The following is a 26,993-nucleotide window of genomic DNA, read 5'->3' as shown; positions in this document are numbered from 1 at the left end:
CTTATGCGGAGCAACTATCCTGACTGATAAATATAACGCTTTGCTGGCAAAGGGGTAAAGGGTAGGCGCAAGCCTGTGACACGCAGCACACAGGCAGAGGCGTTACCGACAATCCTCAATCGATGCCAGCACCATTTCATGAGACACACCGGAGCGAACTTCAGACTGACCAATCGCTTTCGGCAACACCAGACGCAGCTCACCTGCCAAGACTTTCTTGTCGCGCATCATGTGCGGCAAATAGGCTTCAGCAGGCATTTCCTGAGGACCGGTAACCGGCAGTCCGGCACGCACGAGCAGATTTTTCACTCGGGCAATGTCAGCCAGAGTAAATTGGCCTAAACGATGCGCGGTATAACACGCCATGACCATGCCAGCCGCGACGGCTTCACCGTGCAACCAGTTGCCGTAACCCATTTCAGCTTCAATCGCATGCCCGTAAGTATGGCCAAGATTGAGCAAAGCGCGCATACCACTTTCGCGCTCGTCGGCGGCAACCACGTCAGCTTTGATCTCGCAGCAACGACGGATACAGTAAGCCAGCGCGTTCATATCCAGCGCTAACAGGGCATCCATATTGTCTTCAAGCCAATCGAAGAAGTCGGCATCAAGAATAATGCCGTATTTTATGACCTCAGCCAGACCGGAGGACATCTCACGGGCAGGCAGGGTACGCAGGCAGTCGAGATCGACCACAACCGAAGCGGGTTGATAGAACGCGCCGATCATGTTTTTGCCCAGCGGATGGTTGACGGCAGTTTTGCCACCAACGGAAGAATCGACCTGAGATAGCAACGTGGTAGGCACCTGAATAAAGCGTACCCCACGCTGATAACTGGCGGCAGCAAAGCCGGTCAAGTCGCCCACCACGCCGCCACCAAGGGCAATAAGCGTGGTATCGCGACCATGAGGTTTTTCCAGCAGGGCTGAGAAAACATCATTAAGAACAGACAGGGATTTGTATTGTTCACCATCAGGCAGTATCACCTGATCAACACGAACGCCTGCCTGCTCCAGCACTGAACGAACAGAGTCCAGATAGAGAGGTGCCAGAGTCTGGTTTGTCACCAGCATGACCTGATCACCTGCCTTTACAGGCATAAAAGAAGCCGGATCGTGGAACAATCCGGCAGCAATCGTAATTGGGTAGCTACGCTCCCCTAAGGTTACGGTAATCCTCTCCATTTCGCGCTCAGTGACCTTCTTAACTTACACCTTCAGGCAATAACAGAATGCCAAAAATTAATTGCTTTCCAACATGTTAATGATTTGGTTAGCAACGACCTTGGCGCTTTGATCATCAGTACGGATAGTCACATCCGCAATTTCTTCGTACAGTGGGTTACGTTCTTTCGCCAGTGCTTCAAGCACTTCGCGTGGAGGTGAACTCACCTGTAACAATGGACGTTTTTTGTCGCGTTGTGTACGCGCCAATTGTTTTTCGATGGTAGTTTCAAGATAGACGACAACGCCACGCGCTGATAAACGGTTGCGGGTTTCGCGTGATTTAACAGAACCCCCACCGGTCGCCAGAACGATGCCTTGTTTTTCTGTGAGTTCGTTGATCACTTTTTCTTCGCGGTCGCGGAATCCGTCTTCGCCTTCTAAATCAAATACCCAGCCTACATCAGCCCCGGTACGTCGCTCAATTTCGTGATCGGAGTCGAAAAACTCCATATTGAGTTGCTGAGCTAACTGTCGACCAATAGTGCTTTTGCCGGCACCCATAGGCCCAACCAGAAAGATATTGCGTTTCTCTGCCATGTTTTTCGGTATTACTAAGACAATTCGTTGATGATAACCCGCCCCGCCAATCAAATTAGCGGCGGGACCTAAACTGAAACCTCATGAGCGATAGTGCGAGATCAGACAAAAATTATCTCAACACTCTTGGTAGTTTGGCAACCGAATAAATCGCATCGCGCGCCGCGGGAGGGAAACCGTACGTTTTTTATCGGCGTGTCAGCAGTCATTAAAAATCACGGTGCTCAATTCGGTAACCCTTGTAAGCTAAATCGACGGCAGCGTCAAACTCAGAAGCCTTTCAGGACGCAAAAAGTTGTATAAGCTCAGCACTATTTCTCTGTTTTTATTATAGCAACGGGTACCTATTGGCTGTTAATTAAGGTGGGAGTAATAAAAATCACCAGTTCGCGTCGTTTCTGGTTTTTTGCCTGATGTTTGAATAAAGATCCCACCACCGGGATGTCGCCAAGCAGAGGAACTTTGTTTTGCGCGCTCTGATTGTGTCGTTGGAAAATGCCCCCCAGCACCACGGTTTCGCCGTCTTTAACAGTGACTTGAGTTTTTATCTCTTGTTTATCAATGGCCAGCGCCTCGCCCTCGGCCTGTTTCACCGTTTTGCCCGGCATATTTTGGCTGATGTGTAAGGCCAGGGTGATATTGCCGTTGCGCTGAATTTTAGGCGTCACCTCCATGCCCAACACGGCCTCTTTGAATTCAATAGACGTGCGCCCCCGGCCGCCGCTGGAGACTTGGTATGGGATCTCACTTCCCTGCTTGATGCTGGCGGTTTGCATGTGGGCTGTCAGCAGGCGCGGGCTGGCGATGATATCCACCTGATTTTCCTGCTCCAGCGCGGTCAGCTCCAAATCCAGTATCCGGCCGCTGATGTGCGCCAGATTGAACCCCGCAGTAAAGGCCGGATTATCCACCGGCAACCCCATATTGAAGCTATTCATCCTGACCGACTTGGTGACGGCAGCGTCGCCGCTAAACCCCCAGCGCACCCCGAGTTCGCGCAGGCTTTCGCTGTTCATGGTGACAATGTGCGCCGCCAACTGCACCTGCTGCAAAGGCAAATCCATCTCCCTGACCCAGGGTGCGACGGTGTCCAGCGCTTGCTGGGTGTCGCGAATCAAAATCGTGTTGGTGCGAATATCCGCCGATGCCCGCCCCCTTTCTGAGAGCAGCGAGCCTTTCTGCGCATTCAGGCTCGCCGCCGTCTCCGTCGCGTCGGCATAATGTAGAGGCAGCGTCATGCTGATGAGCGGCCTTTGGCGCAGCTCATTTTCGCTCTCTTCTTCCCTCTTGAGGCGCAGCAGCGCGGGATCGGGAGTAGGTGTAACCATCAACACGTTTCCCTGCCGATGGCTGCTGACCTTGCCCATCTGCAAAATAATATCCAGCGCCTGCTGCCAGGGGACGTCGGCCAGCCTGACGCTTAAATTCCCCTGCACACCCGGCGCAGTGACCAGGTTCATTTGCTGATGATCTGCCAACGCTTGCAGGATGACGGTCAGCGGTGCGTTTTGAAATTCCAGCGTAATGGGCGCAGCGGCGCTCGCCCGGCTCCACAAACTGATAAATAGCGCGAAACAGAGGAATGTCATTCCAAGAACGCCTTTTACTCGATTCATTATTATTCCTTTCCTTGGCATAGAATGAGCGGCAGCTTTACTGGCTGCCTAACTGAAGCTTAAATCGTTGTGTGGCGCAGGGCGGATGGTCTAAATCAAACAGCACGCTGCCCGGCGTGACAGCATCCACCTGCCAGCCCGACGCGCCGTCGCGCCATCCGGGCGAAGCCTTTTGCCAACCCGCGCCCGGCCACATCAGCCATCCCTGGCGCTGCTCGCCGCTGCCGATAATCCCCGCCAGCAGCACCCCCTTAAAGCTGTGAACCGGGTCCAGGCAGGAGGCTGATGTCGCGGCAGCGAAGGGATCGCGAACGATGTTCTCCCAGCTCTTCATCCCTGTTAGCGCCTTGGGTTTAAAACTTTCTGCGGTTAAAGAGAACCTGACATCCAGTTGCCCGCTCCCTGCCTGCAGATTTAACTGATCTAAGCTCGGCGAGTTTGGACCATCGGCCAGCTCACTCATCAGCCTCATTAGGTCGTTAAAGCTGGCCTTTACCGACAAACTGCCCCGCTCCGCTTCGGGTTCATCTTGCGGGGGGGAAACGCCACTCTCCTCTGGCAGCCATTTAACTAAGATGCTTTTCGACTCGCGCAGTGGCGCGGTTATCTGCTCTAACAGGGTAATAGGTTGAAACTCGCGGCTGGCAAGAAGCGGCCTTTGTTGCTGCAAAAGCACCGCCAGCGCGGGCTGAGTCAGCAAGTTGGTCTGTTGCTGTAAGATTGCCTGCTGTAAGTCAGCGTTTTGCTGTTGCCCTTCCTGGCGTTGCTGCAAAGAGGAGCTCAACAGCAAGAAGTAGAGGAGTGCGCCGCACGCGCCGCTGAGCAGGGCCAGCATAAGTATTCGATTCCAAACCGGCTGGTCCAGCGCGCGGTCAAAGGCACTGAGTAAGGCGTGGTTCATCACCTTCTCCTTTATTTAGTCGCGTTGCGGAACCGCAAGGCGCAGCTGCATCAAGAACTGCAGGTTGTGATTGGGCTGGCGCTGCATATCCAGCAGCCGGACATCGGCGAGTAGCAGCTCCTCCCTCAATGCCTGAGAGAAAGCCATCACGCTGTGATAAACCCTTGACTCGCCTTGTAGTCTGAGCACGCCGCTCGCGCCCTCGTTAAGCTGAGTGAGCCACAGGCCGTCGGGAATATGCTGCGACAATAGCCCGAGCAGTTGCAGATAAGAGGCATTCTTCTCGTAGCGCTGCTGGCGCTGGCTGGCGGTTAGCTGTAGCGACTGTAATTGCAGCCGGGCCACATCCACCTTCTTAAGCTGGGTGCCTAAACGTTTTTGCCACTCACTCAACTGTTGCGCCGCCACCCTCTGCTCAGCCAGATCACGCTGGACAAGCCACCACCCCACTGCCGCCACCAGCAGAGTCAACATCAGGGTCAGCACCGTGAGGAAGAGCCAAAAGCGTTGTTGCTGTTGCCTCTGTTGGGCGCGCCAGGGCAGTAAATTTACCTGCAACATCCGTTATCCCTCGCTCTAAGGGCTAAGCCCATCGCCAGCGCGAATGCCGCAGGATTAGCGGGCAGCGGCGGGGAAAACTGGGTCAATGCGCGAAAAGGCGACCAAGAGCCGACACCTTGCGGCAACTCTTCAACCCTCGGACTGCTGAACAGCAGCTGTTCATCGCAGAGTTTTGCGGCCCGGTACTGCTCTTTTGCCAGACTAGCGAGTTGGCTGATATCTTTGACTTCCTGCGCGTCAAACACGCCAAATTGGAAAGGCAGCCCGTGTGGCGACGCCCACAGCCAGCCTTCATCAAGCCGGTGCAGCAGCAGTTTTTCCGCGCTTTCCCCCGCGACGCTTGCCGCCAATTGCAGAGCACAGGGCGCCAGCTCCACCACTTCCGGCGTGAGATGAGATGCAGCCAGAAAACGCTGCCACTGCTGCAGCTCTTCGCGGCGGGCCGCCGTGACAATGATGTTTTGCGCGTCCATCGGCGCGGCGCGGTAGTCCATCACCAGTTGCTCAACGCTGAGCGGGAAGTGTTTTGCTCCACTGGCAAAGATAAAAGCGCTGCGTGCGGCGCCAGACAGCCGGACATCAGGCTGGGGGAGGCTGTGCTGCATAACCCGATGAGCAGGAAGGCAAATTCGCAACGAAATTTTTACAGGAAGGGTGCTGCGCCAATTCGATAAAATAGCTGAAAGCGCCGTGGTCTCATGTAAAATCCCCCCGCGTAAAGAAAGTGGGGGCAGAGGATGCTCCCACCACTGCCTCAGTTGCCAACCGTAATGTCGCCGTTGGACGGCGATCGCTCGGGCAAAACCAGCTTGAATATCCAGGCCTACCTGCCATGCTTGTGATCGCATTTGCGTCTGATCTCCATATCGTCAAGTTCATAAAAGAACGTATCCATGTCGTAGGCTTGCCTTTATACTACCGCGCGGTTGTTTATAAACTGCCCAATTGCCACTAAATGGGAAATCTCAGGTGAAGTTCGTAAAGTATTTTTTGATTCTTGCAGTGTGTTGCATTTTGCTGGGAGCAGCCTCGATATTTGGCTTGTACAAATATATCGAGCCACAGCTTCCTGACGTTGCCACGCTTAAAGACGTGCGCTTGCAAACACCTATGCAGGTTTATAGTGCTGACGGCGATTTGATCGCCCAGTACGGTGAAAAACGTCGTATCCCGCTGAAACTCGACCAGATCCCACCGGAGCTGGTGCATGCCTTTATTGCGACGGAGGACAGCCGTTTCTACGAGCACCATGGCGTTGACCCTATCGGTATTTTCCGTGCGGCTTCCGTGGCGCTGGTCTCCGGCCATGCGTCCCAAGGTGCGAGTACCATTACTCAGCAGCTGGCGCGTAACTTCTTCTTAAGCCCTGAACGCACCTTGACCCGTAAAATCAAAGAAGCGTTTCTGGCTATCCGCATTGAACAAATGATGAACAAGGATGAGATCCTTGAGCTTTATTTGAACAAGATTTATCTGGGCTATCGCGCTTACGGCGTGGGCGCTGCGGCACAGGTCTATTTTGGCAAAGAGGTGAATCAGCTGACGTTGAGTGAGATGGCAGTGATTGCCGGTCTGCCAAAAGCGCCATCAACCTTCAACCCGCTCTATTCTCACGATCGCTCGTTGGCCCGTCGTAATACCGTTCTGGCCCGTATGCTGGATGAGAAATACATCACGCAGGCCCAGTACGATCAGGCTCGCGCTGAGCCACTGGTTGCCAATTACCACGCCCCGCACATTGAGTTTTCAGCCCCTTACCTGACCGAGATGGTTCGTCAGGAAATGGTGAAACGTTATGGCGACAACGCCTATAACGACGGCTACATGGTTTACACCACCATCACCAAGAAAACCCAGTTGGCGGCGCAAGAGGCCGTGCGCACCAACGTGCTGAACTATGACATGCGCCACGGCTATCGCGGCCCATCGAACCAATTGTGGAAAGTGGGTGAAACGCCGTGGGATGAGCAGAAAATCGTTCAGTCGCTGAAAACCCTGCCAGTCTACGGCCCGCTGTTCCCAGCCGTAGTGACTCAGGTTGACGGCGAGCAGGCAACGGCGACCATGGCCAACCGCGCGGTGATTTCTCTGCCGTTTAGCGGCATGCGCTGGGCGCGTCCTTACCGTACTGACAACAGCCAAGGCCCGACGCCGAAGAAAGTCTCTGACGTGGTGCAGCCGGGCCAGCAGATTTGGGTGCGTAAAGTCGGTGACGTTTGGTGGTTGGCGCAGGTTCCTGATGTCAACTCGGCGCTGGTCTCCCTCAACCCGAATACCGGTGCTGTTGAAGCGCTGGTCGGCGGTTTTGACTTCAACCAGAGCAAGTTCAACCGTGCGACGCAGGCTCTGCGCCAGTTAGGTTCGAACATCAAGCCGTTCCTGTATACCGCGGCGATGGACAAGGGCCTGACGCTGGCAACCATTCTTAACGACATGCCTATCACTCGTTGGGATGCCGGTGCCGGTCAAGATTGGCGTCCGAAGAACTCCCCTCCAACCTATGCTGGGCCGATCCGCCTGCGTCAGGGTCTGGGTGAGTCTAAGAACGTGGTCATGGTGCGTGCGATGCGTGCAATGGGCGTGGACTACGCGGCGGAATACCTGCTGCGCTTTGGGTTCCCGGCGGCCAATATCGTTCACTCCGAGTCGCTGGCGCTGGGTTCTGCTTCCTTCACTCCGTTGCAGGTGGTTCGTGGCTATGCGGCTCTGACCAACGGCGGTTATCTGGTTGACCCTTACTTCATCACCAAAATCGTTGATGAGTCAGGTCAGGTCCAGTTTGAAGCGAAACCAAAAATTGCCTGCCGCACCTGTAATATTCCGGTGATTTACGGCGACACGCAGAAATCAGCCGTGCTATCTGACGACAACGTCGAAAACGTGGCGGTTTCCAGCGAAGGCAATAACAACAACAGCGTGCCGATGCCAAAACTGGAGCAAGTCCCAGCAGGCCAACAGCCTGCGGGTGAAGACCAGTATGCGCCGCACGTGATCAGCACCCCGCTCTCCTTCCTGATCAGCGATGCGCTGAACACCAATATCTTTGGTGAACCAGGTTGGATGGGCACCGGCTGGCGCGCGGGTCGTGACCTGAAGCGTAACGACATTGGCGGTAAAACCGGTACAACCAACAGCTCAAAAGATGCCTGGTTCTCTGGCTATGGCCCGGATGTTGTAACCTCAGTGTGGATTGGTTTTGACGATCACCGTCGCGACCTCGGCCGCACCACGGCTTCTGGCGCGATTCCTGACCAGATCTCAGGGGCGGAAGGCGGCGCGAAGAGTGCTCAGCCAGCGTGGGATGACTACATGAAAGCCGTGCTGGAAGGCGTACCTGTGCAGAAGCAGACACCTCCGCCGGGTATCGTGACCGTCACTATCGACAAGCAGACGGGCAAACTGTCTGATGGCGGCGGTGCCAGCCGTCCTGAGTACTTTATCGAAGGAACCCAGCCAACCGAGCACGCCGTGCACGAGGTGGGGACAACGATCATGGACAACGGTCAGGAACACGAGCTGTTCTAATGGCCTAACGCCTGAAACAAAAAAGCCGGTCTGCATCATGCATGACCGGCTTTTTTTATGTCTATTGCTGGGAGAAAGCGGCTAAGTAAAGTCAGCGGCTTACATCGCGTTTCGCGTCAGGAAATCGTGAGCGAGGAACAGCGCGCTGACGTTACGCGCTTCATTGAAATCAGGCTCTTTCAGCAGTTCCAGCATGCGGGCAATCGGCCAGCGCGTTTGCGGCAAAGGCTCCGGCTCATCGCCTTCCAAACTTTGCGGGTACAACCCTTTGGCAATCACGATATTCATCCGGCTGGAGAAATAAGAGGGTGCCATGGTCAGCTTCGAGAGAAACTCTAACTGGTTAGCCCCGTAGCCCACCTCTTCCATCAGCTCACGGTTGGCGGCTTCAAATACCGTTTCGCCCGGATCAATCAGTCCTTTTGGAAAACCCAGCTCATAGCTGTCGATACCCACGGCGTACTCGTGAATCAGCAGCAGATCATCGCCGATAACTGGCACAATCAGCACTGCTTCGCGATTAGAGGGGCGCATACGCTCATACACGCGCTGCACGCCATTACTGAAGGAGAGATCGACGGATTCGATAGTAAATAAGCGAGAGCTGGCAACAGTCTCCACTTTTAGAATCTCAGGTTTTTGCAGGTGCTTATCCATGGTTTCCCCAATTTATTGTTCACCTGACACGGTGTCGCAATGGGTTTCAGTTCATTGTCACTTGATGGCATTGTGCGTTAATGCGAACCTTCATCGCAATATTTGTGCGACATAAATTCGGCAACCTCAACAAAGCTGAACAATTTCGCAGAAATAACTAGGTGATTTACGTCGCAATTTATATAAACACCCATTAACAAAAAGCACGACGCATAAAAATAGGATTATACCGATACCCGCTTCGTTAAGAATATTGGTATGATCCAAAGTGGCTGTTTTTACGTGATAAGTAGGCGGTATACGCCACATTCGGCTCACAAAAGAGAGCCGCTAAAAACAACCCATGAATTAATCCTTCCCGGCACAGTTTTAAATCGTGCTGATGGATTTCATTGTTAAATCTTTGTTTTGATAGACTATTTGCACTTATGAATTCACAGCGTGTTGATACAAATCATCTTAATCAGGGGATCGGATGAGCACAGTAATCGTGACACTATTCTTATTGTGTATCACCGCAATTGCCGCAGGCGTATTCTTCTGGTTTATCGTCCGACGTCGCAATACTGCATCTTCAACCGTGCATTTCAGCAAACCCAATCAGCGCAAGCTTACGCAGCATGAAAGAGATGCCGTCGAGCAATATTTGCGTCAACACGAAAAACTGAGCCAAACGCCAATTACTCATCGCAGTAACCTGATGGTTTTGCGAGATAAACTGACGCTCACCGCCAAAAGTGAAAACGTCTACGCGGTCACGCGGGCGATCACCCGTTACGGCGTCGCCAGCGAAGATCCCAATAAATGGCGATATTTCCTCGAAACGACCGAAGTGCATCTGCCGCCGTTTTGGGAACAGTACATCGCGCAGGAAAACCACGTTGAGCTGATTAAAACCCAGACTGTCCCCTTGGTTATCTCGCTCAACGGCCATTCGCTGGTCAATCATATTTACGAACGCTCGGCCCCGGCCCCTTCCGTTATCCCGACTCCTCCGCAAAACGCCTCGATTCGCCATGAAGAGAGTGAACACATTCAGTTGGTCAAAGTTCGCCATGAAACCCGCGAAGAGCACGCCCTGACGCGCTCCAACGGCGTGCGCGAAGCCATTGCTATCTCGGCCATTATGCTGCTGCTGTTTATTACTCTGGTAGGACCGGCGGTGATCCTGCCGTGGACGCTGGCTCTGGCGGTAGTGCTGGCGGGTTGGGTAAGCTGGCGCTACTTGGCTGAACGCCTGGGCAAGCATCGCAAAGAGATCCACTGTCTGCGCGGCCAGCCTAAGCGCTGGGGCCTGTTTGGCGAGTCGAAACAGGGTGATATCAGCAATATTTCTTTGGGCGCGGTAGACCTGATCTATCCGCCGCACTGGCAGCCGTTCATTGCCCGCGATCTGGGTCAGCCGACCGATGTTGAAGTCTATATGAACAGCCAAGTGGTGCGTCAGGGCAGTTACCTGTCGCTGCATGACGAAGTGAAAAATTTCCCGCTGCAACAGTGGGGTAAGAATCTGGTGCTGGCTGCCAGTGCCTTGGTGCTACTGCTGGTTTTGCTGATTTATGTCCCACTCGGATTACCTCTGAAACTCAGCGTCGCGTGGCTGCAAGGCGCGCAGAGCACCCAGGTTAACAGCGTGCAAGCGCTGGAGAAAACGCCGCTGCGGGTTGGCGACACGCTAAAAGTTCAGGGCACCGGCATGTGCTATGTGCCGCCAGAGAGCGCCCGCGCCGCGCCGACCAGCTTCATGCCATTTGACTGCTCTGGCATTTACTGGAACGAAGCCGCGCCGCTGCCAATACCGGAATCAGAATCCATCGACGCTGCCACCGCGCTGCTCACCACGGTGAATACTCAGCTGCATCCAAACGACAGTGGCACCGAGCAGAACATCAACCCACAGCTCGCCACCGCGATTGAAAAATCGGGCATGATCCTGCTGGACGACTTCTCAGATATCGTGTTGAAAACGCAGACATTGTGCAGTAACAGCGATGATTGTGTGCGGCTGAAAAACGCGCTGGTTAATCTGGGCAATGCCGACAACTGGGCAACGCTGGTTAAGCGCGCCAAATCTGGCACCCTGAAAGGCATGAACGTGTTACTACGCCCGGTAAGCGCCCAGTCGCTGAGCGAACTGGTGAATACCGCCACTTCGTCATTCTTCGCGCTGGAAACACGCCGCGCGGCACAGGCGCTCAATAGCCCACCGCCGGGCGGCTTCTTAATCAGCAATGATGAAGGCAAACAGTTGGTCGACCAGCCTGCCCCGCCGGTTTCCCTCTATGCCTATAGCCCGTTAAACCAGTGGAAACAGTTGCAGAATCTCTCTTCCATGCTGCTGCATACGCCATTCACTGCCCAAGGAGTGATCACCAGCATCAACGTTGACGCCAACGGCACGCGGCATATTTCACTGCACAGCGAGCCGGATATCTCGACGCTATGGCGCTATTTGGGCACCAGCTTGTTGTTGATTCTGTTAGTGGTTTGCTTAGTGGTGAACGCCGTGCTGTTGGCAAAACGCATGTTGAAAGACAAACATCGGATGAATGACATCCAGCACTACTACAACAACTGCTTCAATCCGACCATCGTAACGCCCGCGCCTCACACGCTGAATTAATCTTTTCAGGTTACAATGAACACCTGACTTCCCTCACGCCAGCCTCGGCGGCGTGAGGGAAGGATGTGCTACCCTGCCGCTTTCCTCTGCCCTTTATAATATTTCTCTCCCAGCAACGGCACTCAAGTCGTTCACCGTGGAGATATGGAGCCTGTATGCCACCGGAGTTTGACTGGAATAACATTGATACCCTGCTGCTGGACATGGACGGCACGCTGTTGGATCTCGCCTTCGACAGCCAGTTTTGGCTGCAAGATGTCCCGCAGGCGCTGAGCCAACAGCGCAGCCTGAGTTTCGAAGAAGCGCGGCAATATATTCACGCCGAATACCTTGCTGTCCAGCACACCATGAACTGGTACTGCTTTGACTATTGGTGCAACAAGCTGGATCTGGATATTTACCAGATGACCACCGAGGTCGGCCACAGGGCGCGCCTGCGCGACGACACCCTGCCCTTTTTGCAGCATTTACGCGCCAGCGGCCGCCAGACCATTTTGCTGACCAACGCCCATCCGCACAGCCTTGAGGTCAAGTGCCAACACACCGGTTTGGACCAGCACCTTGATTTATTACTTTCTACCCACACATTTGGTTATCCAAAGGAAGATCAGCGTTTGTGGCAGGCGGTGCAGCAGAAAACCGGTTTTGATCCACAGCGCACCCTGTTTGTGGATGATGGAGAACCCATCCTCAATGCGGCAAAAACCTTTGGTATCCGCTATTGTCTGGGTATAGAAAATCCCGACTCTACGCTGGCGAACAAAGCGTTTGAGGCCCATCCTTCGATCAGTGACTACCTGAGCCTGCTGCCGTCCATTCAGCCCGTGACAGGCCGGGAAAGCCGATCGTTGCTGACCTAGGGGAGAAATATGAAAGGCAAAACGCCAGAGGATGACAACGGGGTTCGCCTCGACAAATGGCTGTGGGCCGCGCGGTTTTACAAAACGCGAGCCTTAGCGCGTGAGATGATTGATGGCGGCAAAGTGCATTACAACGGCCAGCGCGGCAAGCCGAGTAAGCTGGTTGAAGTGAATGCCGAAATCAAACTGCGTCAGGGAAATGATGAAAAAACCGTCGTGGTTCTGGACCTGACAACCCAGCGGCGAAGCGCCGAAGAGGCGCAAAAGCTTTATCAGGAAACTGAACTAAGCATTACCAGCCGAGAGAAAATCTCTGAGGCGCGTAAAATGAATGCCATGCCACATCCTGATCGGCGCCCTGATAAGAAGGAGCGCCGCAACCTGATTAAATTTAAATATGGCGATGCCGAATAAACGGAAAGTCGCTTAAGTAGAGAGAACAGTATGTCCAATCATGACCAATTACACCGCTACCTGTTCACAAACCACGCTGTGCGCGGTGAACTGGTTTCCCTCAGCGAGACGTTTGAGCAAATCGTCGCTGGCCACGACTATCCGGCAGAAGTTCGCACCTTGCTGGGTGAGATGTTGGTGGCGACCAGCCTGCTGACCGCCACGCTGAAGTTTGATGGCGACATCACCGTACAACTTCAGGGCGATGGCCCACTGAAGCTGGCGGTTATTAACGGCAACAACAAGCAAGAGATGCGCGGCGTGGCCCGTCTGCAAGGCGATATCGCCGCCGACAGCTCGCTGAAGCAGATGATTGGCAACGGCTACATGGTGATCACCATTTCCCCAACGGAAGGTGAGCGCTATCAGGGCGTGGTTGATTTAGAAGGCGAAACGCTGGCGGAATGTCTGGAAAACTACTTCCTACGTTCAGAGCAGCTGCCAACGCGCATCTTTATCCGTACCGGCGAGTCCGAGGGTAAAGCCGCGGCGGGCGGCCTGCTGCTGCAAGTGCTGCCTGCGCAAGAGACTGACCCGGAAGAGTTCAGCCACCTGTCACAGCTGACCACCACCATCAAAGCGGAAGAGCTGTTCACCCTGCCAGCCACCGAAGTGCTGTACCGCCTGTATCATCAGGAAGAAGTGACGGTCTACGAACCGCAAGACGTCTGCTTCCGCTGCACCTGCTCCCGTGAGCGTTGTGCAGATGCCCTGATGACCCTGCCGGGCGAAGAAGTGCTCGAGATGCTGGAAGAAGATGGCAAAATCGAAATGCACTGTGATTACTGTGGCAGCGATTACGCGTTCGACGCCATGGACCTGGCAACCTACAAAGCCAGCGGCAATCTGCCGGACGCCGACAGCGCCGTTCACTAAACGCCATAAACACCATCAAATACGGAGCAATGTCTGACATTGCTCCGGCTTCATTCAATTACTTTACTTTCGTTACACCGTCTTCGTGCACTGTCTCTCAGAACTGCCAAAAAACCCGCCATAGATGCCATTCTTTGAAGAAAACCGCAGATAAAAAGCCATAAATCTTTACAATTGCAGTGCATTTCATTTTACATGGCGGCCACAAAGCCGTTCAGATTTGACCATCCGATCTAGGAGCAGGGACATGCCGACCCACCATCTCAGCAAAGAAAAACTGGCCACCTACGGTATCAAGGATACCCGCGAAATTGTTTATAACCCGGATTACGACCTGCTCTTCAAAGAAGAGACAGCACCCGGTCTGCAAGGTTTTGAGCGTGGTCAAGTCACTGAGCTGGGCGCGGTGAATGTTGATACCGGAATCTTTACCGGTCGTTCGCCAAAAGATAAGTACATTGTGCGCGATGACACCACTCGAGACACCGTCTGGTGGGCCGATCAGGGCAAAGGGAAGAATGACAATAAGCCGCTCAGCCAGGAAGTGTGGAGCGAGCTGAAAGCGCTGGTGACTCAGCAACTCTCTTCTAAACGCCTGTTCATCATCGACGCCTTCTGCGGCGCCAACGCGGATTCACGTCTGAAAGTCCGCTTTATTACCGAAGTGGCCTGGCAGGCGCATTTCGTGAAAAACATGTTCATCCGCCCAACGGACGCCGAGCTGGAAAACTTCGAGCCGGATTTCATCGTGATGAACGGCGCGAAATGCACCAACCCGAACTGGCAGCAGCAAGGTCTGAACTCTGAAAACTTTGTCGCGTTTAACCTGACCGAGCGCATTCAGCTGATTGGCGGCTCCTGGTACGGCGGCGAGATGAAAAAAGGCATGTTCTCGGTGATGAACTACCTGCTGCCGCTGCAAGGTATTGCCTCCATGCACTGTTCCGCCAACGTCGGCGAAAAAGGCGACGTGGCGGTATTCTTCGGCCTGTCCGGCACCGGCAAAACCACTCTCTCCACCGACCCGAAACGCCAGCTGATTGGCGACGACGAGCACGGCTGGGATGACGACGGCGTGTTCAACTTTGAAGGTGGCTGCTACGCCAAAACCATCAAGCTGAGTAAAGAAGCCGAGCCAGACATTTATGGCGCCATCACCCGCGACGCGCTGTTGGAAAACGTGGTGGTAGATGCCGCCGGTAAAATCGACTTCGACGATAACTCGAAAACCGAGAACACCCGCGTTTCCTACCCGATTTACCATATCCAAAACATCGTCAAGCCAGTGTCGAAAGCGGGCCACGCGACCAAGGTGATTTTCCTGACCGCAGACGCGTTCGGCGTTCTGCCGCCGGTATCACGCCTGACTGCCGATCAGACCCAATATCACTTCCTCTCTGGCTTCACCGCCAAGCTGGCAGGGACCGAGCGCGGCGTCACCGAGCCCACCCCAACCTTCTCCGCCTGTTTCGGCGCAGCCTTCTTGATGCTGCACCCGACACAGTACGCCGAAGTGCTGGTAAAACGTATGGAAGCTGCCGGAGCTCAAGCCTATCTGGTGAACACCGGCTGGAACGGCACGGGCAAACGCATTTCTATCCAGAACACCCGCGCCATCATCGACGCCATCCTGAATGGCACCATCGATGACGCCGAAACCTTCACTCTGCCAGTATTCAACCTCGCCGTGCCAACCGCACTGCCGGGCGTCGATACCCACATCCTCGACCCGCGCAACACCTACGGTTCCGTCGAGCAATGGCAAGAGAAGGCCCACGACCTCGCACAGCAGTTCGTGACTAACTTTGATAAGTACACGGATACCGAGGCGGGAGCGCGGTTGGTCGCGGCGGGGCCAAAGCTTTAAAAAGCTTTAGCAAATTTAAGGTCAAGGTCGTGGGCGCCGGCCCACACCGGCCTTAAGGTCAAGGTCGTGCGCTGCCGCCACACCGGCCTCAAGGGGCGCCTATCGCCGCGCCCCTTGAGAATCCCCGGCTCTTTTACTGCGCGCTTCGCTTGTTGGAGGGACATGTTTCAGTCACTTCAGTTCACACCGCAAAATGTCGCCGCTTAGGCGGTTCCCGAATTTCAGGCTTCGAGCCTTTGGTCTCGAACCATTCATTCGGCGCCATTTTTGAGCGCGGTTTTGAGGCTTTTCAATCGTCCCTTTTCAGTAGGTTCAGGTTTGTTTTGCGAATTGAATGAAACGGTTCGGCGTAAATGCCAGTAGGCCGCGTTCAGAAATGACGCCGAGCAAGAGGTGGAAAACCGCGCCTTTTTTGCGCGGGTTGTAATCCCGCAGCGAGGGAACCGCCTAAGCGGCGGCTTTTCGCGGCTGTCATTATGGTGACTGAAACACGTCCATTCCAACCCTGCGAAGCCTCGATCTCACAGCAATAAAAAACGCAGGGTTCCAAGGGAGGCGCGTTTACGCCTCCCTTGGTCGGTGTGGGCCGACGCCCACGGTTTTGAATTTGAACTTAAGGCTTGAGGAGCAAGGGGCTATACCCCCTTAACTCAAACGGTTTTCTGCGGAAGTGAAGTCACAACTGCCTTCTCCACCGGCAGGGGTAAATATGCCCGAATGCGGAGTCCACCGCGCGGGCTGCGGCCGATATCTAGCGAACCGGCGTGGGCATCGATGATGCGCTGCACAATCGCTAAACCTAGTCCGGTGCCGCTGGTAGTACGGGCGCTGTCGCCGCGAACAAATGGCTGGAACAGGTGCTTCAGCTGGCTTGGTTCAATGCCGGGGCCGTCGTCTTCAACCTGGAACCAACCGCGCTGCAACTCCTTGCCGCTGCTAACTTTTATCCAGCCGTTGCCGTAGCGGGCGGCGTTCACCACCATATTCACCACGGCGCGTTTGATAGACAGCGGATGCACATTGACCAGCACTTCGCCGCTGACCAAATCGCTATCGATTTCACGCTCGTATCCACTTTCGGCGGCAATCACTTCGCCGAGAATCGAGTTGAGATCGCACTCTTCGGTCTGCAACTCCTGCCCGGTGCGCAGATAATCGATGAACTGCTCAATAATGGCATTGCACTCTTCGATGTCCTTGTTGATGGACTCCGCGAGGTAGCCATCGCCGTCGCTCATCATCTCCGTCGCTAAACGAATACGGGTCAACGGCGTGCGCAGGTCGTGGCTGACACCGGCCATCAGCAAGGTTCGGTCGTCGGCAAGCTGCTTCACGCCGGCGGCCATCTGGTTGAACGCGCGGGTCACCGAACGCACCTCAGACGCGCCGTACTCGCGCAGCGGGGCCGGGATTATCCCCTTACCCACCTGCAATGCGGCGTGTTCGAGTTCCACCAAGGGTCGGTTTTGAATACGGATAAACAGCCATGCGCCGCCTATGGCTAACAGCATAATCGCCAAGGTGTAGCGGAACAGCGGGGAGAAGTCGCCTTGATGAATTTCGGTCAACGGTACGCGCACCCAGATGTCAGGCGACAGCCAGGTTTTCAGCCACACGACCGGGGTATTCTTGTTCACTTCGACGCGAACATCGGTTGGGCCACCGAGCTGCTGCGCCATTTGCTGACTGAGGAATTCGTAATGTTGCGCCCAACGCAGCCCGCTCTCTTCAGCGGCAGAGTTGGTATAGAGGGAAATCCCCAGCTCGCGGTAGATTTCGCGGCGGAATGCCGGAGGAACGGCCAGCAGCGTGCCATCTTCCAGCTGCAACTGATCGGTCATGAGCATACGCACTTCGTAAGCCAAGACCTTATTGAACTGTTGCAGACTCGGCAGAATGGCGAAATTCAGCACGACCAAATAGGTCGTCACCAAGCTGACGAACAGCAAGGTGACGATCAACAGCAGGGTTCGGGCAAACGAGCTACGCGGTGAAAAGCGTATTCGTCTCATGCCTTACTGCCGTCCGGTACAAAGACATAACCCAAGCCCCAAACGGTTTGGATGTAACGTGGGTGTGCCGGATCTTCTTCCACCATGCGACGCAGGCGGGAGATTTGCACGTCGATGGAACGCTCCATGGCGCTGTATTCGCGGCCACGGGCCAAGTTCATCAACTTGTCGCGAGATAACGGCTCACGCGGATGGCTAACCAAGGCTTTCAACACGGCAAACTCGCCGCTAGTCAATGGCATAGGCTCATCTTCACGGAACATCTCGCGGGTGCCGAGGTTCAGTTTGAACTTACCGAAGGAGATCACCGCTTCTTCTTGAGAAGGCGCGCCCGGCAGTTCATTAGCCTGACGGCGCAGCACGGCGCGGATACGGGCCAGCAATTCACGCGGGTTAAATGGCTTAGGAATATAGTCATCGGCGCCGATTTCCAGACCAACGATACGGTCAACTTCTTCACCTTTCGCGGTAACCATAATGATTGGCATCGGGTTACTTTGGCTGCGCAGGCGGCGGCAAATGGACAGGCCGTCTTCGCCAGGAAGCATTAAATCCAGCACCATCAGGTGGAATGATTCACGAGTCAGCAAGCGATCCATCTGTTCGGCGTTCGCTACGCTGCGTACCTGAAAACCTTGTTCGGTCAGGTAACGTTCTAAAAGAGCCCGCAGGCGCATATCGTCATCAACAACCAGAATCTTATGATTCTCTTGCATTTTTATTACTCCCAAAGGCATGAATACCCGAAGTCTGTATTGTTAGAAATTCGTGCTAAAACAGACAGCTATTAATGGTATATATTCTAGTCGAAATTGTTACAAAGATTATGCTTTTCCTAATTTATCAACAATTTTCAGCGGCTACTCACGCCCCCGTTAACATAAATCAGCATGATTGCCACTTTACCTCTTTCCGGCTAATTTGCTCTAGCAATCTTGAGCCTGCAACCCGGCTATGAAAATATCCCCCTTTGGCGCACAGACTCACTCGTGAACAGAATATGAAAACCAAACTGATTACCCGCGAAGGTTATAACAAACTTAAGCAAGAGCTGGACTTCCTCTGGCGCGAAGAGCGGCCCGAAGTGACCAAGAAAGTCACCTGGGCTGCCAGCCTTGGCGACCGCAGTGAAAACGCCGATTACCAATATAATAAGAAGCGCCTGCGCGAGATTGACCGCCGGGTGCGCTATCTGACCAAGTGCCTTGAGCAACTGCGCATTGTCGATTACTCGCCGCAGCAAAAAGGCAAAGTGTTCTTTGGGGCCTGGGTTGATATCGAAAATGACGACGGCGACACCAAGCGTTTTCGCATCGTCGGCTATGACGAAATTTTTGGCCGCAAAGATTACATTTCTATCGACTCGCCGATGGCCCGCGCCCTGCTGAAGAAAGAGGTGGGCGACAGCGCCGTGGTGCAAACCCCGGTGGGCGAAGCCATGTGGTATGTGAATGAAATCAACTATGATGAACAAGCGCCAAGTTCGTAAACCTTCCATGACTCTCAAAACGCCGGTGAGAAGGGCCAGATAACTGGCATTTTTCACCCTCAAAACGTATAACTGTCCCCCAGTTTTTATGTCACTCAACGAATGAAAAGCCTATGAATGATCAACTGAGCCGCATTATCGCAACTGAATTGCAGGTTCGCCCGGAGCAGGTTGCTTCCGTGGTGCGTCTGCTGGATGAAGGTAATACCGTGCCATTTATTGCGCGGTATCGTAAGGAAGTCACCGGTGGGTTGGATGATACCCAACTGCGTCAGTTGGACAGCCGTCTGGGCTATCTGCGTGAACTTGAAGATCGCCGCCAAACCATTCTCAAATCCATTGAGGAGCAGGGCAAACTGAGCGATGACCTCGCCAAAGCGATTAACACCACGCTGAGTAAAACCGAGCTGGAAGATTTATACCTGCCGTATAAACCTAAGCGCCGGACTCGCGGGCAAATCGCCATTGAAGCTGGCCTCGAGCCGCTGGCCGACCTGCTGTGGAATGAGCCGCAAAACGAGCCGGACGCCACCGCAGCCAAATTCGTTGATGCAGAAAAAGGCGTCGCCGACACCAAAGCCGCCCTTGACGGTGCGCGCTACATCTTAATGGAGCGTTTCGCCGAAGATGCCAGCTTGTTGGCCAAAGTTCGCGACTACCTGTGGAAGAATGCCCACTTAGTCTCTCGCGTGGTCGATGGCAAAGAGCAGGAAGGCGCGAAATTTAGCGACTACTTCGACCATCACGAACCGATTTCCAAAGTCCCTTCTCACCGCGCGCTGGCGATGTTCCGTGGTCGCAACGAAGGCGTGCTGCAACTGGCGCTGAACGCCGATCCGCAGCATGACGAAGCGCCAAAAGAGAGCTATGCCGAACAGCTGATCATTGAGCACCTCGGGCTGCGCCTGAACAATGCGCCAGCCGACGTTTGGCGTCGCGCTGTGGTCAACTGGACATGGCGCATCAAAGTGCTGTTGCACCTTGAAACCGAGCTGATGAGCACGGTGCGCGAGCGCGCCGAAGACGAAGCGATTAACGTCTTCGCCCGCAACATGCACGACCTGCTGATGGCCGCTCCGGCCGGAATGCGCGCCACCATGGGCCTCGACCCCGGCCTGCGCACCGGCGTGAAAGTGGCGGTAGTCGACAACACCGGCAAGCTGGTCGGCATTGACACCGTTTACCCACACACCGGTCAGGCGGCGAAAGCGGCCCAGCAGGTTGCGGCGCTGTGCATCAAACACAATGTTGAACTGGTGGCTATCGGCAACGGCACGGCTTCTCGCGAAACCGAGCGTTTCTTCCTCGACCTGCAAAAACAGTTCCCAGAAGTGAAAGCGCAGAAAGTGATTGTCAGCGAGGCGGGCGCGTCGGTCTATTCAGCCTCTGAGCTGGCGGCGCAGGAGTTCCCCGACCTCGACGTGTCTATTCGTGGCGCGGTTTCTATTGCCCGCCGCCTGCAAGACCCGCTGGCCGAGCTGGTGAAAATTGATCCGAAATCCATTGGTGTCGGCCAGTACCAGCATGACGTCAGCCAGACCCAATTGGCGAAGAAACTCGATGCCGTGGTGGAAGACTGCGTGAACGCCGTGGGCGTTGACCTCAATACCGCATCGGTGCCGTTGTTGACTCGCGTCGCGGGCCTGACGCGCATGATGGCGCAGAATATTGTTAGCTGGCGCGACGAAAACGGCCAGTTCCGCAACCGTGAGCAGCTGTTGAAAGTGAGCCGCCTGGGGCCAAAAGCCTTTGAACAGTGCGCGGGCTTCCTGCGTATCAACCACGGCGATAACCCTCTGGATGCCTCAACCGTTCACCCGGAAACTTACCCGGTGGTGCAGCGCATTTTGGCGGCCACCAATCTGGCGCTGAAAGAGCTGATGGGCGACTCCAACGCCCTGCGCGGCCTGAAAGCCAGCGAGTTCACCGACGAGCAGTTCGGCGTGCCGACGGTGACCGACATCATCAAAGAGCTGGAAAAGCCGGGGCACGATCCGCGCCCTGAGTTCAAAACCGCGACCTTTGCTGACGGCGTTGAAACCATGAATGACCTGCTGCCGGGCATGGTGCTGGAAGGTTCGGTGACTAACGTGACCAACTTCGGCGCCTTCGTGGATATCGGCGTACATCAGGACGGTCTGGTGCACATCTCTTCGCTGGCGAATAAGTTTGTCGATGACCCACACACCGTGGTCAAAGCGGGCGATATCGTTAAAGTGAAAGTGATGGAAGTGGACTTGCAGCGTAAGCGTATCGCCCTGACCATGCGTCTTGACGAGCAGCCGGGCGAAACCTCGGCTCGTCGCGGTGGCGGTTCGGCGGCCCCTGCCGGTGGCAGCGGCCGTGACGCGCAAAAGCGCGGTGCGCCGAACAAACCGGCCGGACGCGCGGCGTCTACGCCTGCGGGCAACAGCGCGATGGGCGACGCCCTCGCCGCCGCCTTTGGTAAAAAGCACTAAAAGCGCCAATTTCTGCTCTTACTCAAAGTCGCTGAATTTCAGCGGCTTTTTTATTATTCCCGCCAATACCCCTACTTCTTGAATGATTACTAATCACGTAATCACTGAGTTAAATCAATAAATCTGCCCTAACAGAGGAATAGGATAGCCCCATCGCGAAGGGAGTCTTTTAGGGAATGTCCCTTTTTTAACTCTCTTCGTGCGTACTAATTATGATAACTATTCGCATTTTTACTTCTAAAAGTAATTAGTCTGGCAAGGCTTCGCCGGACACCAACCAGACCCTATTTCGCAACGATTTACCCCAGTCAGGGGGTAATAACCGGGCAAGGAAGCACGGCGCTATCGCCGTCCCCATTCCGCCTGAACGCTTCGCGAGGACCTATGCAACTACTCTCTCAACGTGCTTATAAAATTACCGGCTTTTCACATGAAATCAGCCCGGCTTATCGGCAGAAACTGCTGTCACTGGGCATGCTGCCCGGCTCTCTGTTCAATATTATCCGCGTAGCGCCCATGGGTGATCCGGTACAAATCGAAACCCGTCGCACCAGTCTGGTCGTGCGCAAAAAAGACCTCGACCTGCTAAAGCTGGAAATTCAGGCCTGATGATTTTTTCAGCGCGGGCTCGCTTTAATTTAATGCCCGCGCCGCTCTCTTCTCTCACGTAGAAATCAACGTATGAAAGCACTGACTATTGGCTTAATTGGTAATCCGAACTCCGGCAAAACCACCCTTTTCAACCAATTAACTGGCGCACGTCAACGCGTGGGGAATTGGGCAGGCGTCACCGTCGAGCGCAAAGAAGGCCAGTTCTCCACGGCCGGGCATCAGGTCACGCTGGTTGATTTACCCGGCACCTACTCGCTCACCACCATCTCCGAGCAAACCTCGCTCGACGAACAAATTGCCTGCCACTACATTCTCAGCGGCGACGCCGACCTGATAATCAACGTGGTGGATGCCTCGAATCTGGAGCGAAACCTCTACTTAACGCTGCAACTGCTGGAGCTTGGCATTCCCTGCATTGTGGCGCTGAATATGCTGGATATTGCCCAGACCCAGAACATCACTATTGATATTTCTGCTCTGGAAAAACGGCTGGGTTGCCCGGTCATTGCGCTGATTTCTACCCGCGCCAGCGGCATCAGCGAGCTGAAAAAATGCATTGATAGCCGCCCTGCCGCCTCTGACCTCTCTCGGGTGATTTACCCGCCGATTTTACAGCAGGAAGTGGACGCCATGGCCGACGCCATGCCCGACACTCTGCCATTACAACAGCGCCGCTGGCTGGCCTTGCAGATGCTGGAAGGCGACATTTATAGCCAGACTCACGCCCCGCAAGCCGCCGCGCTATTGCCCGCCGTGCGCCAAAGGCTGGTCAGCCAGCAGCATGAAGACCCGGCGCTGCTGATCGCCGATGCGCGCTATCAGAGCATCGTCAATCTGTGCGAGGCGGTAAGTAATTCACACCTGACCGCGCCGAATCGCATGACGCAACTTCTCGACCGGGTGATCCTCAACCGTTTCCTCGGCGTGCCGATTTTCCTGCTGGTGATGTACCTGATGTTCCTGCTGGCGATTAACATCGGTGGCGCGCTGCAGCCGATTTTCGATATCGGCTCGGCGGCTGTCTTCATTCAGGGCATGCAGTGGGTTGGCTTCACCCTGCACTTCCCGCAGTGGCTGACGATTTTCCTCGCGCAGGGGATTGGCGGCGGTATCAACACCGTGCTGCCCCTGGTGCCGCAAATTGGCATGATGTACCTGTTCCTCTCCTTCCTCGAAGACTCCGGCTACATGGCGCGAGCCGCGTTCGTGATGGACCGACTGATGCAGGCCTTGGGGCTGCCGGGCAAATCCTTCGTGCCGCTGATCGTCGGCTTCGGCTGCAATGTGCCTTCGATTATGGGCGCGCGCACCTTGGACGCGCCGCGCGAAAGGCTGATGACCGTCATGATGGCGCCCTTTATGTCCTGCGGCGCGCGTCTGGCGATTTTTGCCGTATTCTCCGCCGCGTTCTTTGGCCAGAGCGGCGCCTCCGTGGTGTTCTCGCTCTATCTGCTCGGCATTGTGGTCGCCATTCTCACCGGCTTGGTGCTGAAATACACCATCATGCGCGGTGAAGCTTCTCCCTTCGTGATGGAACTGCCGGTTTACCACATTCCGCATCTGAAAAGCCTGCTGCTGCAAACCTGGCAGCGCCTGAAAAGTTTTGTGCTGCGCGCGGGTAAAGTCATTGTTATCGCAAGTATTTGTATCGGCGCGCTGAACAGTTTCTCCTTTAGCGGCAAGGCGGTGGACAACATTAATGACTCGGCGCTGGCCAGCGTCAGTAAAGTGCTAACCCCGCTGCTGAAACCGATGGGCGTTCACGAAGACAACTGGCAGGCGACGGTCGGACTGGTGACGGGCGCGATGGCAAAGGAAGTGGTGGTCGGCACGCTCAACACCTTATATACCGCCGAGCACATCACCACGCAGGAGTTTGATGCCGCCAACTTCAACCTGTTGGATGAACTGAATGGCGCGGTACACGAAACTTGGCAGGGTTTGAAAGACACCTTCAGCCTGAGCGTGCTGTCGAACCCGATTGAAGCCAGCAAGGGCGACGGCGAAATGGCTGCCACCTCGATGGGCGTGATGAGCAGTAAATTTGGCACGGCGATTTCAGCTTATAGCTACCTGATCTTTGTGCTGCTGTATGTGCCTTGCGTGTCGGTCATGGGGGCCATCGCTCGCGAAACCAGCCGTGGATGGATGTCCTTCTCCATCGCCTGGGGGCTGAACGTGGCCTATTCGCTGGCAACCCTGTTCTTCCAGACCGCCACCTTTAGCCAGCATCCGGCCAGCAGTCTGGGCATCATTCTCACCGTGATTGCTTTTAATGCGCTGGTGTTGGTGGCGCTGAGGAAAATGCGCAGCCGCGTGACCGTCACGCTGAAACCGCGCAACGTCGCCGCCTGCTGCCAGCCGGCAGTTAACGATTGCCATTAAGGAGTTGAGATGACTTCTCTGATAGCCGTTCGCGATAACGTCGCACTGGCCGGAATGGCCGATGCACGCCAGCTGAGCCTGCAACTGAAAGCGCCGCAGCCGCTGGTGCAGGCGATGCTCGACAAACTGGTAGCGATGAGAAAGCTGGAGGCCGTTGAACCTGATAACAGCTGCCTCAGCGGCAGCTGCAAAAGTTGTGCAGACGGCAAAAAATGTCTGACCGTCAGCTACCGGCTAATCCCCTCTTAACTCAGCGATTGCCACGGATCGCGGACTTGCACCAAGCCCGCGTCCGTTTCTAATTCCACCTCACCGCCCTGCAACCACTCGCCGAGGGCAAAGTCGCCCTGCGGCGTCACGATTTGTACATCGGTGCGGCACGGCAGCTGCTGCAAAGTATTGCTCAACTCACGGAACGCCTCTGGCGATACCGGCTGGTCACAGCGGATCAGCAAGTCGAGATTGCTGTCGGCGTGCATCGCCGGGATATCACTGGCCATAGTGTAGGCGCAGCTACCGATCACACCCCATGTCCACGGCCATTTCAGGCTGGCGAAGGTGATCAGCGACTGCATTGGAGGCAGGGAAATAAAGCGTGAATGCAGTAATGACACCGGATTGGCGACTAGCGATTCCGGCGTCACGGTACGCACGATGGAGGAAGGTGCCACCCAGGCCGTCGCCCGCTGAGTGCGCGTCATACCACGAATTCCCACGGCGATTGCGCCATCAGCACGCTGCCCCCGACGCACCACCAGCGGTAAATGCGTCCGCCAGTGGCTTACCCACTCGGGCAAGGCTTGATCACTTTCCAGCGCCGAACGGTCGGCAATCCAAATCAGGTCATGGGCACGCGGCAAACTCATCGTTTAGCTTCCTTATTATTCAAAGCAGCAAAAACCCCACTGCAATAAAGGGTAGTCAGCTAATGATACACAACCCGCCCGCGAACTTAACCTGAAGAATGCTCCATAAAAAAGGGCGCCCTTAGGCACCCTTCTCGTGAAGACCGTAAAACTTATTTGCCGTTAAAAACTTATTTGTCTTTAAAGACTTCAGCCGTTGCGCTGATTTTCTTCTTCTCTTGACCACCGATGATCACGAAGTATTTGCCGCCTTTCTCATCAGCCTGCTTGGACAGCTCTTCGCGCGCGTCCATTGGTGCAGTGTATTCATTGCTGGTCGTGATGGTACCCAGGCTAACCAAACCTTTCTCTTGTGCCACTTCTTTAGTGATCAACTCTGCCGCCATTGCGCTGGTTGAGAATACGCCTGCCAGAACGACTGCTGCCATAATTTTATAAGATTTCATGAAGTTACCTCTAAGAGTGATTATTTTGATAAAGCTCCCATGACAATACCGACGATGAAACCCGCGCTGGCGTAACCTTCCTGGCCTGACACCAAAATCCCCCAGAAACGCGGCGTGATGTCACCGAGCCATAGGCTGGCCCGACAATCACTGTTCGGTATTATCTGCCTAAGTATTAGTCACGCCCAAAAAATATCCAGTAGAAATGTATAAAATATTTACATGAAATTTCAATGTGTGACAGCGAACTGCTTTATCTGCTCACAAAAGGCTTCTGGGTGAGAAATAAAAGGCGCATGGGCCGATTTTTCAATGATATGCGACTCGCTTTCCGGCCACAGGGCATCCAATAACGGCACAATTTTGCGCGGCACCAGACCGTCGAGCGCGCCATAAATTCGCAGCATCGGCACGCTGAGTTGGCACATAGCCTGACGCAAATCCACCTGACGCAAAATCTCTAATCCACCATTGAGCACCTCTACCGACGGCATCGGCTGGCCCAGCACAACCGACTTCAACATGCGGGCATCCTGACGGGCGCTGTCGCTGCCCAGCGTTTGCAGGGCCAGAAAACGCTCCACCGTGCGCTGGAAATCCTCACTCAGCTGGTGCTGGAAACCGTGCAGCACTTCGGACTTAATCCCCGGCCACTCGTCGTGGGCGGCAAAACAGGGGGAAGAGGCCACGGTGATCAGCTTTTCGACGCGCGCTGGCGCACTCAGGGCAATCTGGCTGGCGACCAGCCCGCCCAGCGACCAGCCTAGCCACACGGCTTTTTCTGGCGCGGCGGCCAGCACGGTGTCGGCCATCTCCTCAATACTCATCGGCCCAAAACCTTCACTGCGGCCATAGCCCGGCAGGTCGACCAGGTGCAGCCGAAAATGCGGCGCGAGTCGCTCGGCGGTGTAACGCCAGACTTCCGCACTCAGCCCCCATCCGTGAAGCAGCACAAGATCGAGATCGCCTTCACCAAAGGTCTGCCAGTAGAGCTTATTCATAGGGTAATGTCCGTTGGGTT

General features: G+C 54.9%; 23 protein-coding genes. 11 read left to right on the top strand and 12 right to left on the bottom strand.

Translation table 11 applies throughout. The features are described from left to right. Positions 1–102 precede the first annotated feature (102 nt). The 6 genes from aroB to pilM form a co-directional block, all read right to left on the bottom strand. Positions 103–1,185, bottom strand: coding sequence for a 3-dehydroquinate synthase (gene aroB / locus ACT3RR_RS12920; protein WP_034793819.1), 1,083 nt, complete (start codon positions 1,183–1,185; stop codon positions 103–105). Positions 1,186–1,242: 57 nt separating this feature from the next. Further along, on the bottom strand, positions 1,243–1,764 hold the full coding sequence (gene aroK / locus ACT3RR_RS12915; RefSeq protein WP_034793822.1) for a shikimate kinase AroK: 522 nt from the start codon (positions 1,762–1,764) through the stop codon (positions 1,243–1,245). 344 nt (positions 1,765–2,108) lie between these two features. Beyond that, positions 2,109–3,380: a DNA uptake porin HofQ gene (gene hofQ, locus ACT3RR_RS12910; protein WP_396131881.1), complete on the bottom strand. Its 1,272-nt coding sequence runs from the start codon at positions 3,378–3,380 to the stop codon at positions 2,109–2,111. A gap of 37 nt (positions 3,381–3,417) precedes the next feature. Further along, complete coding sequence (locus ACT3RR_RS12905) at positions 3,418–4,281, bottom strand: hypothetical protein (protein WP_496200450.1); 864 nt, start codon at positions 4,279–4,281, stop codon at positions 3,418–3,420. Between the two features lie 15 nt (positions 4,282–4,296). Further along, the gene (locus ACT3RR_RS12900; protein ID WP_496200449.1) at positions 4,297–4,842 is read right to left on the bottom strand and encodes a PilN domain-containing protein; all 546 of its coding nucleotides are present in this window, start codon (positions 4,840–4,842) and stop codon (positions 4,297–4,299) included. Beyond that, positions 4,830–5,690, bottom strand: a complete 861-nt coding sequence (gene pilM, locus ACT3RR_RS12895; RefSeq protein ID WP_353503599.1) for a pilus assembly protein PilM — start codon at positions 5,688–5,690, stop codon at positions 4,830–4,832. Before pilM ends, ACT3RR_RS12900 begins: the two co-directional genes overlap by 13 nt. 121 nt (positions 5,691–5,811) lie before the next feature. Between pilM and mrcA the strand changes: the two genes are divergently transcribed. Beyond that, positions 5,812–8,367: a peptidoglycan glycosyltransferase/peptidoglycan DD-transpeptidase MrcA gene (gene mrcA, locus ACT3RR_RS12890; protein ID WP_353503600.1), complete on the top strand. Its 2,556-nt coding sequence runs from the start codon at positions 5,812–5,814 to the stop codon at positions 8,365–8,367. A gap of 99 nt (positions 8,368–8,466) precedes the next feature. On the opposite strand, the gene nudE is transcribed toward mrcA, so the two are convergent. Continuing rightward, on the bottom strand, positions 8,467–9,024 hold the full coding sequence (gene nudE / locus ACT3RR_RS12885) for an ADP compounds hydrolase NudE (protein ID WP_353503601.1): 558 nt from the start codon (positions 9,022–9,024) through the stop codon (positions 8,467–8,469). Between the two features lie 475 nt (positions 9,025–9,499). On the opposite strand from nudE, the gene ACT3RR_RS12880 reads away from it, so the two are divergent. From ACT3RR_RS12880 to pckA, 5 genes are all read left to right on the top strand, one after another. After that, positions 9,500–11,647, top strand: a complete 2,148-nt coding sequence (locus tag ACT3RR_RS12880) for an intracellular growth attenuator family protein (protein ID WP_353503602.1) — start codon at positions 9,500–9,502, stop codon at positions 11,645–11,647. Between the two features lie 155 nt (positions 11,648–11,802). Further along, complete coding sequence (gene yrfG / locus ACT3RR_RS12875; protein ID WP_496200448.1) at positions 11,803–12,507, top strand: GMP/IMP nucleotidase; 705 nt, start codon at positions 11,803–11,805, stop codon at positions 12,505–12,507. Positions 12,508–12,516: 9 nt separating this feature from the next. Next, positions 12,517–12,921 carry a ribosome-associated heat shock protein Hsp15 gene (hslR, locus tag ACT3RR_RS12870; RefSeq protein WP_353503604.1) on the top strand — a complete coding sequence of 135 codons (405 nt, stop codon included), beginning with the start codon at positions 12,517–12,519 and terminating at the stop codon, positions 12,919–12,921. Between the two features lie 30 nt (positions 12,922–12,951). Next, positions 12,952–13,836, top strand: coding sequence for an Hsp33 family molecular chaperone HslO (hslO, locus tag ACT3RR_RS12865; RefSeq protein ID WP_353503605.1), 885 nt, complete (start codon positions 12,952–12,954; stop codon positions 13,834–13,836). Positions 13,837–14,083: 247 nt separating this feature from the next. Continuing rightward, entirely contained in the window at positions 14,084–15,703 is a 1,620-nt protein-coding gene (gene pckA / locus ACT3RR_RS12860; protein WP_496200447.1) for a phosphoenolpyruvate carboxykinase (ATP), read from the top strand. Between the two features lie 650 nt (positions 15,704–16,353). Here the strand turns inward: pckA and envZ are convergent. Together envZ and ompR are read right to left on the bottom strand one after the other, a co-directional pair. After that, the gene (gene envZ / locus ACT3RR_RS12855; protein WP_396131873.1) at positions 16,354–17,715 is read right to left on the bottom strand and encodes a two-component system sensor histidine kinase EnvZ; all 1,362 of its coding nucleotides are present in this window, start codon (positions 17,713–17,715) and stop codon (positions 16,354–16,356) included. Beyond that, positions 17,712–18,431, bottom strand: coding sequence for an osmolarity response regulator transcription factor OmpR (gene ompR, locus ACT3RR_RS12850; RefSeq protein ID WP_009635740.1), 720 nt, complete (start codon positions 18,429–18,431; stop codon positions 17,712–17,714). The genes envZ and ompR overlap by 4 nt, the downstream gene beginning before the upstream one ends. A gap of 284 nt (positions 18,432–18,715) precedes the next feature. Here ompR and greB point away from each other — a divergent pair, with 284 nt between their 5' ends. The 5 genes from greB (at position 18,716) to ACT3RR_RS12825 (ending at position 24,909) form a co-directional block, all read left to right on the top strand. Continuing rightward, positions 18,716–19,204, top strand: coding sequence for a transcription elongation factor GreB (gene greB / locus ACT3RR_RS12845; protein ID WP_353503608.1), 489 nt, complete (start codon positions 18,716–18,718; stop codon positions 19,202–19,204). A gap of 113 nt (positions 19,205–19,317) precedes the next feature. Next, complete coding sequence (locus tag ACT3RR_RS12840; protein WP_496200446.1) at positions 19,318–21,663, top strand: Tex family protein; 2,346 nt, start codon at positions 19,318–19,320, stop codon at positions 21,661–21,663. A gap of 384 nt (positions 21,664–22,047) precedes the next feature. Continuing rightward, on the top strand, positions 22,048–22,272 hold the full coding sequence (gene feoA, locus ACT3RR_RS12835; protein WP_353503610.1) for a ferrous iron transporter A: 225 nt from the start codon (positions 22,048–22,050) through the stop codon (positions 22,270–22,272). Between the two features lie 72 nt (positions 22,273–22,344). Further along, complete coding sequence (gene feoB, locus ACT3RR_RS12830) at positions 22,345–24,660, top strand: Fe(2+) transporter permease subunit FeoB (RefSeq protein WP_496200445.1); 2,316 nt, start codon at positions 22,345–22,347, stop codon at positions 24,658–24,660. 9 nt (positions 24,661–24,669) lie between these two features. Continuing rightward, a complete protein-coding gene (locus ACT3RR_RS12825) occupies positions 24,670–24,909 on the top strand; it encodes a FeoC-like transcriptional regulator (RefSeq protein ID WP_353503612.1) in 240 nt (79 codons plus the stop codon). Here ACT3RR_RS12825 and ACT3RR_RS12820 read toward each other — a convergent pair. From ACT3RR_RS12820 to bioH, 3 genes are all read right to left on the bottom strand, one after another. After that, positions 24,906–25,526 carry a malonate decarboxylase holo-ACP synthase gene (locus tag ACT3RR_RS12820; RefSeq protein WP_353503613.1) on the bottom strand — a complete coding sequence of 207 codons (621 nt, stop codon included), beginning with the start codon at positions 25,524–25,526 and terminating at the stop codon, positions 24,906–24,908. The two genes, ACT3RR_RS12825 and ACT3RR_RS12820, sit on opposite strands and share 4 nt — an antisense overlap. Positions 25,527–25,696: 170 nt before the next feature. Beyond that, a complete protein-coding gene (locus ACT3RR_RS12815) occupies positions 25,697–25,972 on the bottom strand; it encodes a YdgH/BhsA/McbA-like domain containing protein (protein ID WP_034793855.1) in 276 nt (91 codons plus the stop codon). 230 nt (positions 25,973–26,202) lie between these two features. After that, positions 26,203–26,973: a pimeloyl-ACP methyl ester esterase BioH gene (gene bioH, locus ACT3RR_RS12810; RefSeq protein WP_496200444.1), complete on the bottom strand. Its 771-nt coding sequence runs from the start codon at positions 26,971–26,973 to the stop codon at positions 26,203–26,205. Positions 26,974–26,993: the final 20 nt, after the last annotated feature.

It is taken from the genome of Ewingella sp. AOP8-B2-18 (genome assembly GCF_052376015.1).
Classification (GTDB): Bacteria; Pseudomonadota; Gammaproteobacteria; order Enterobacterales; family Enterobacteriaceae; genus Ewingella; species Ewingella allii.
This window is presented reverse-complemented; position numbering and strand designations above follow the sequence as displayed.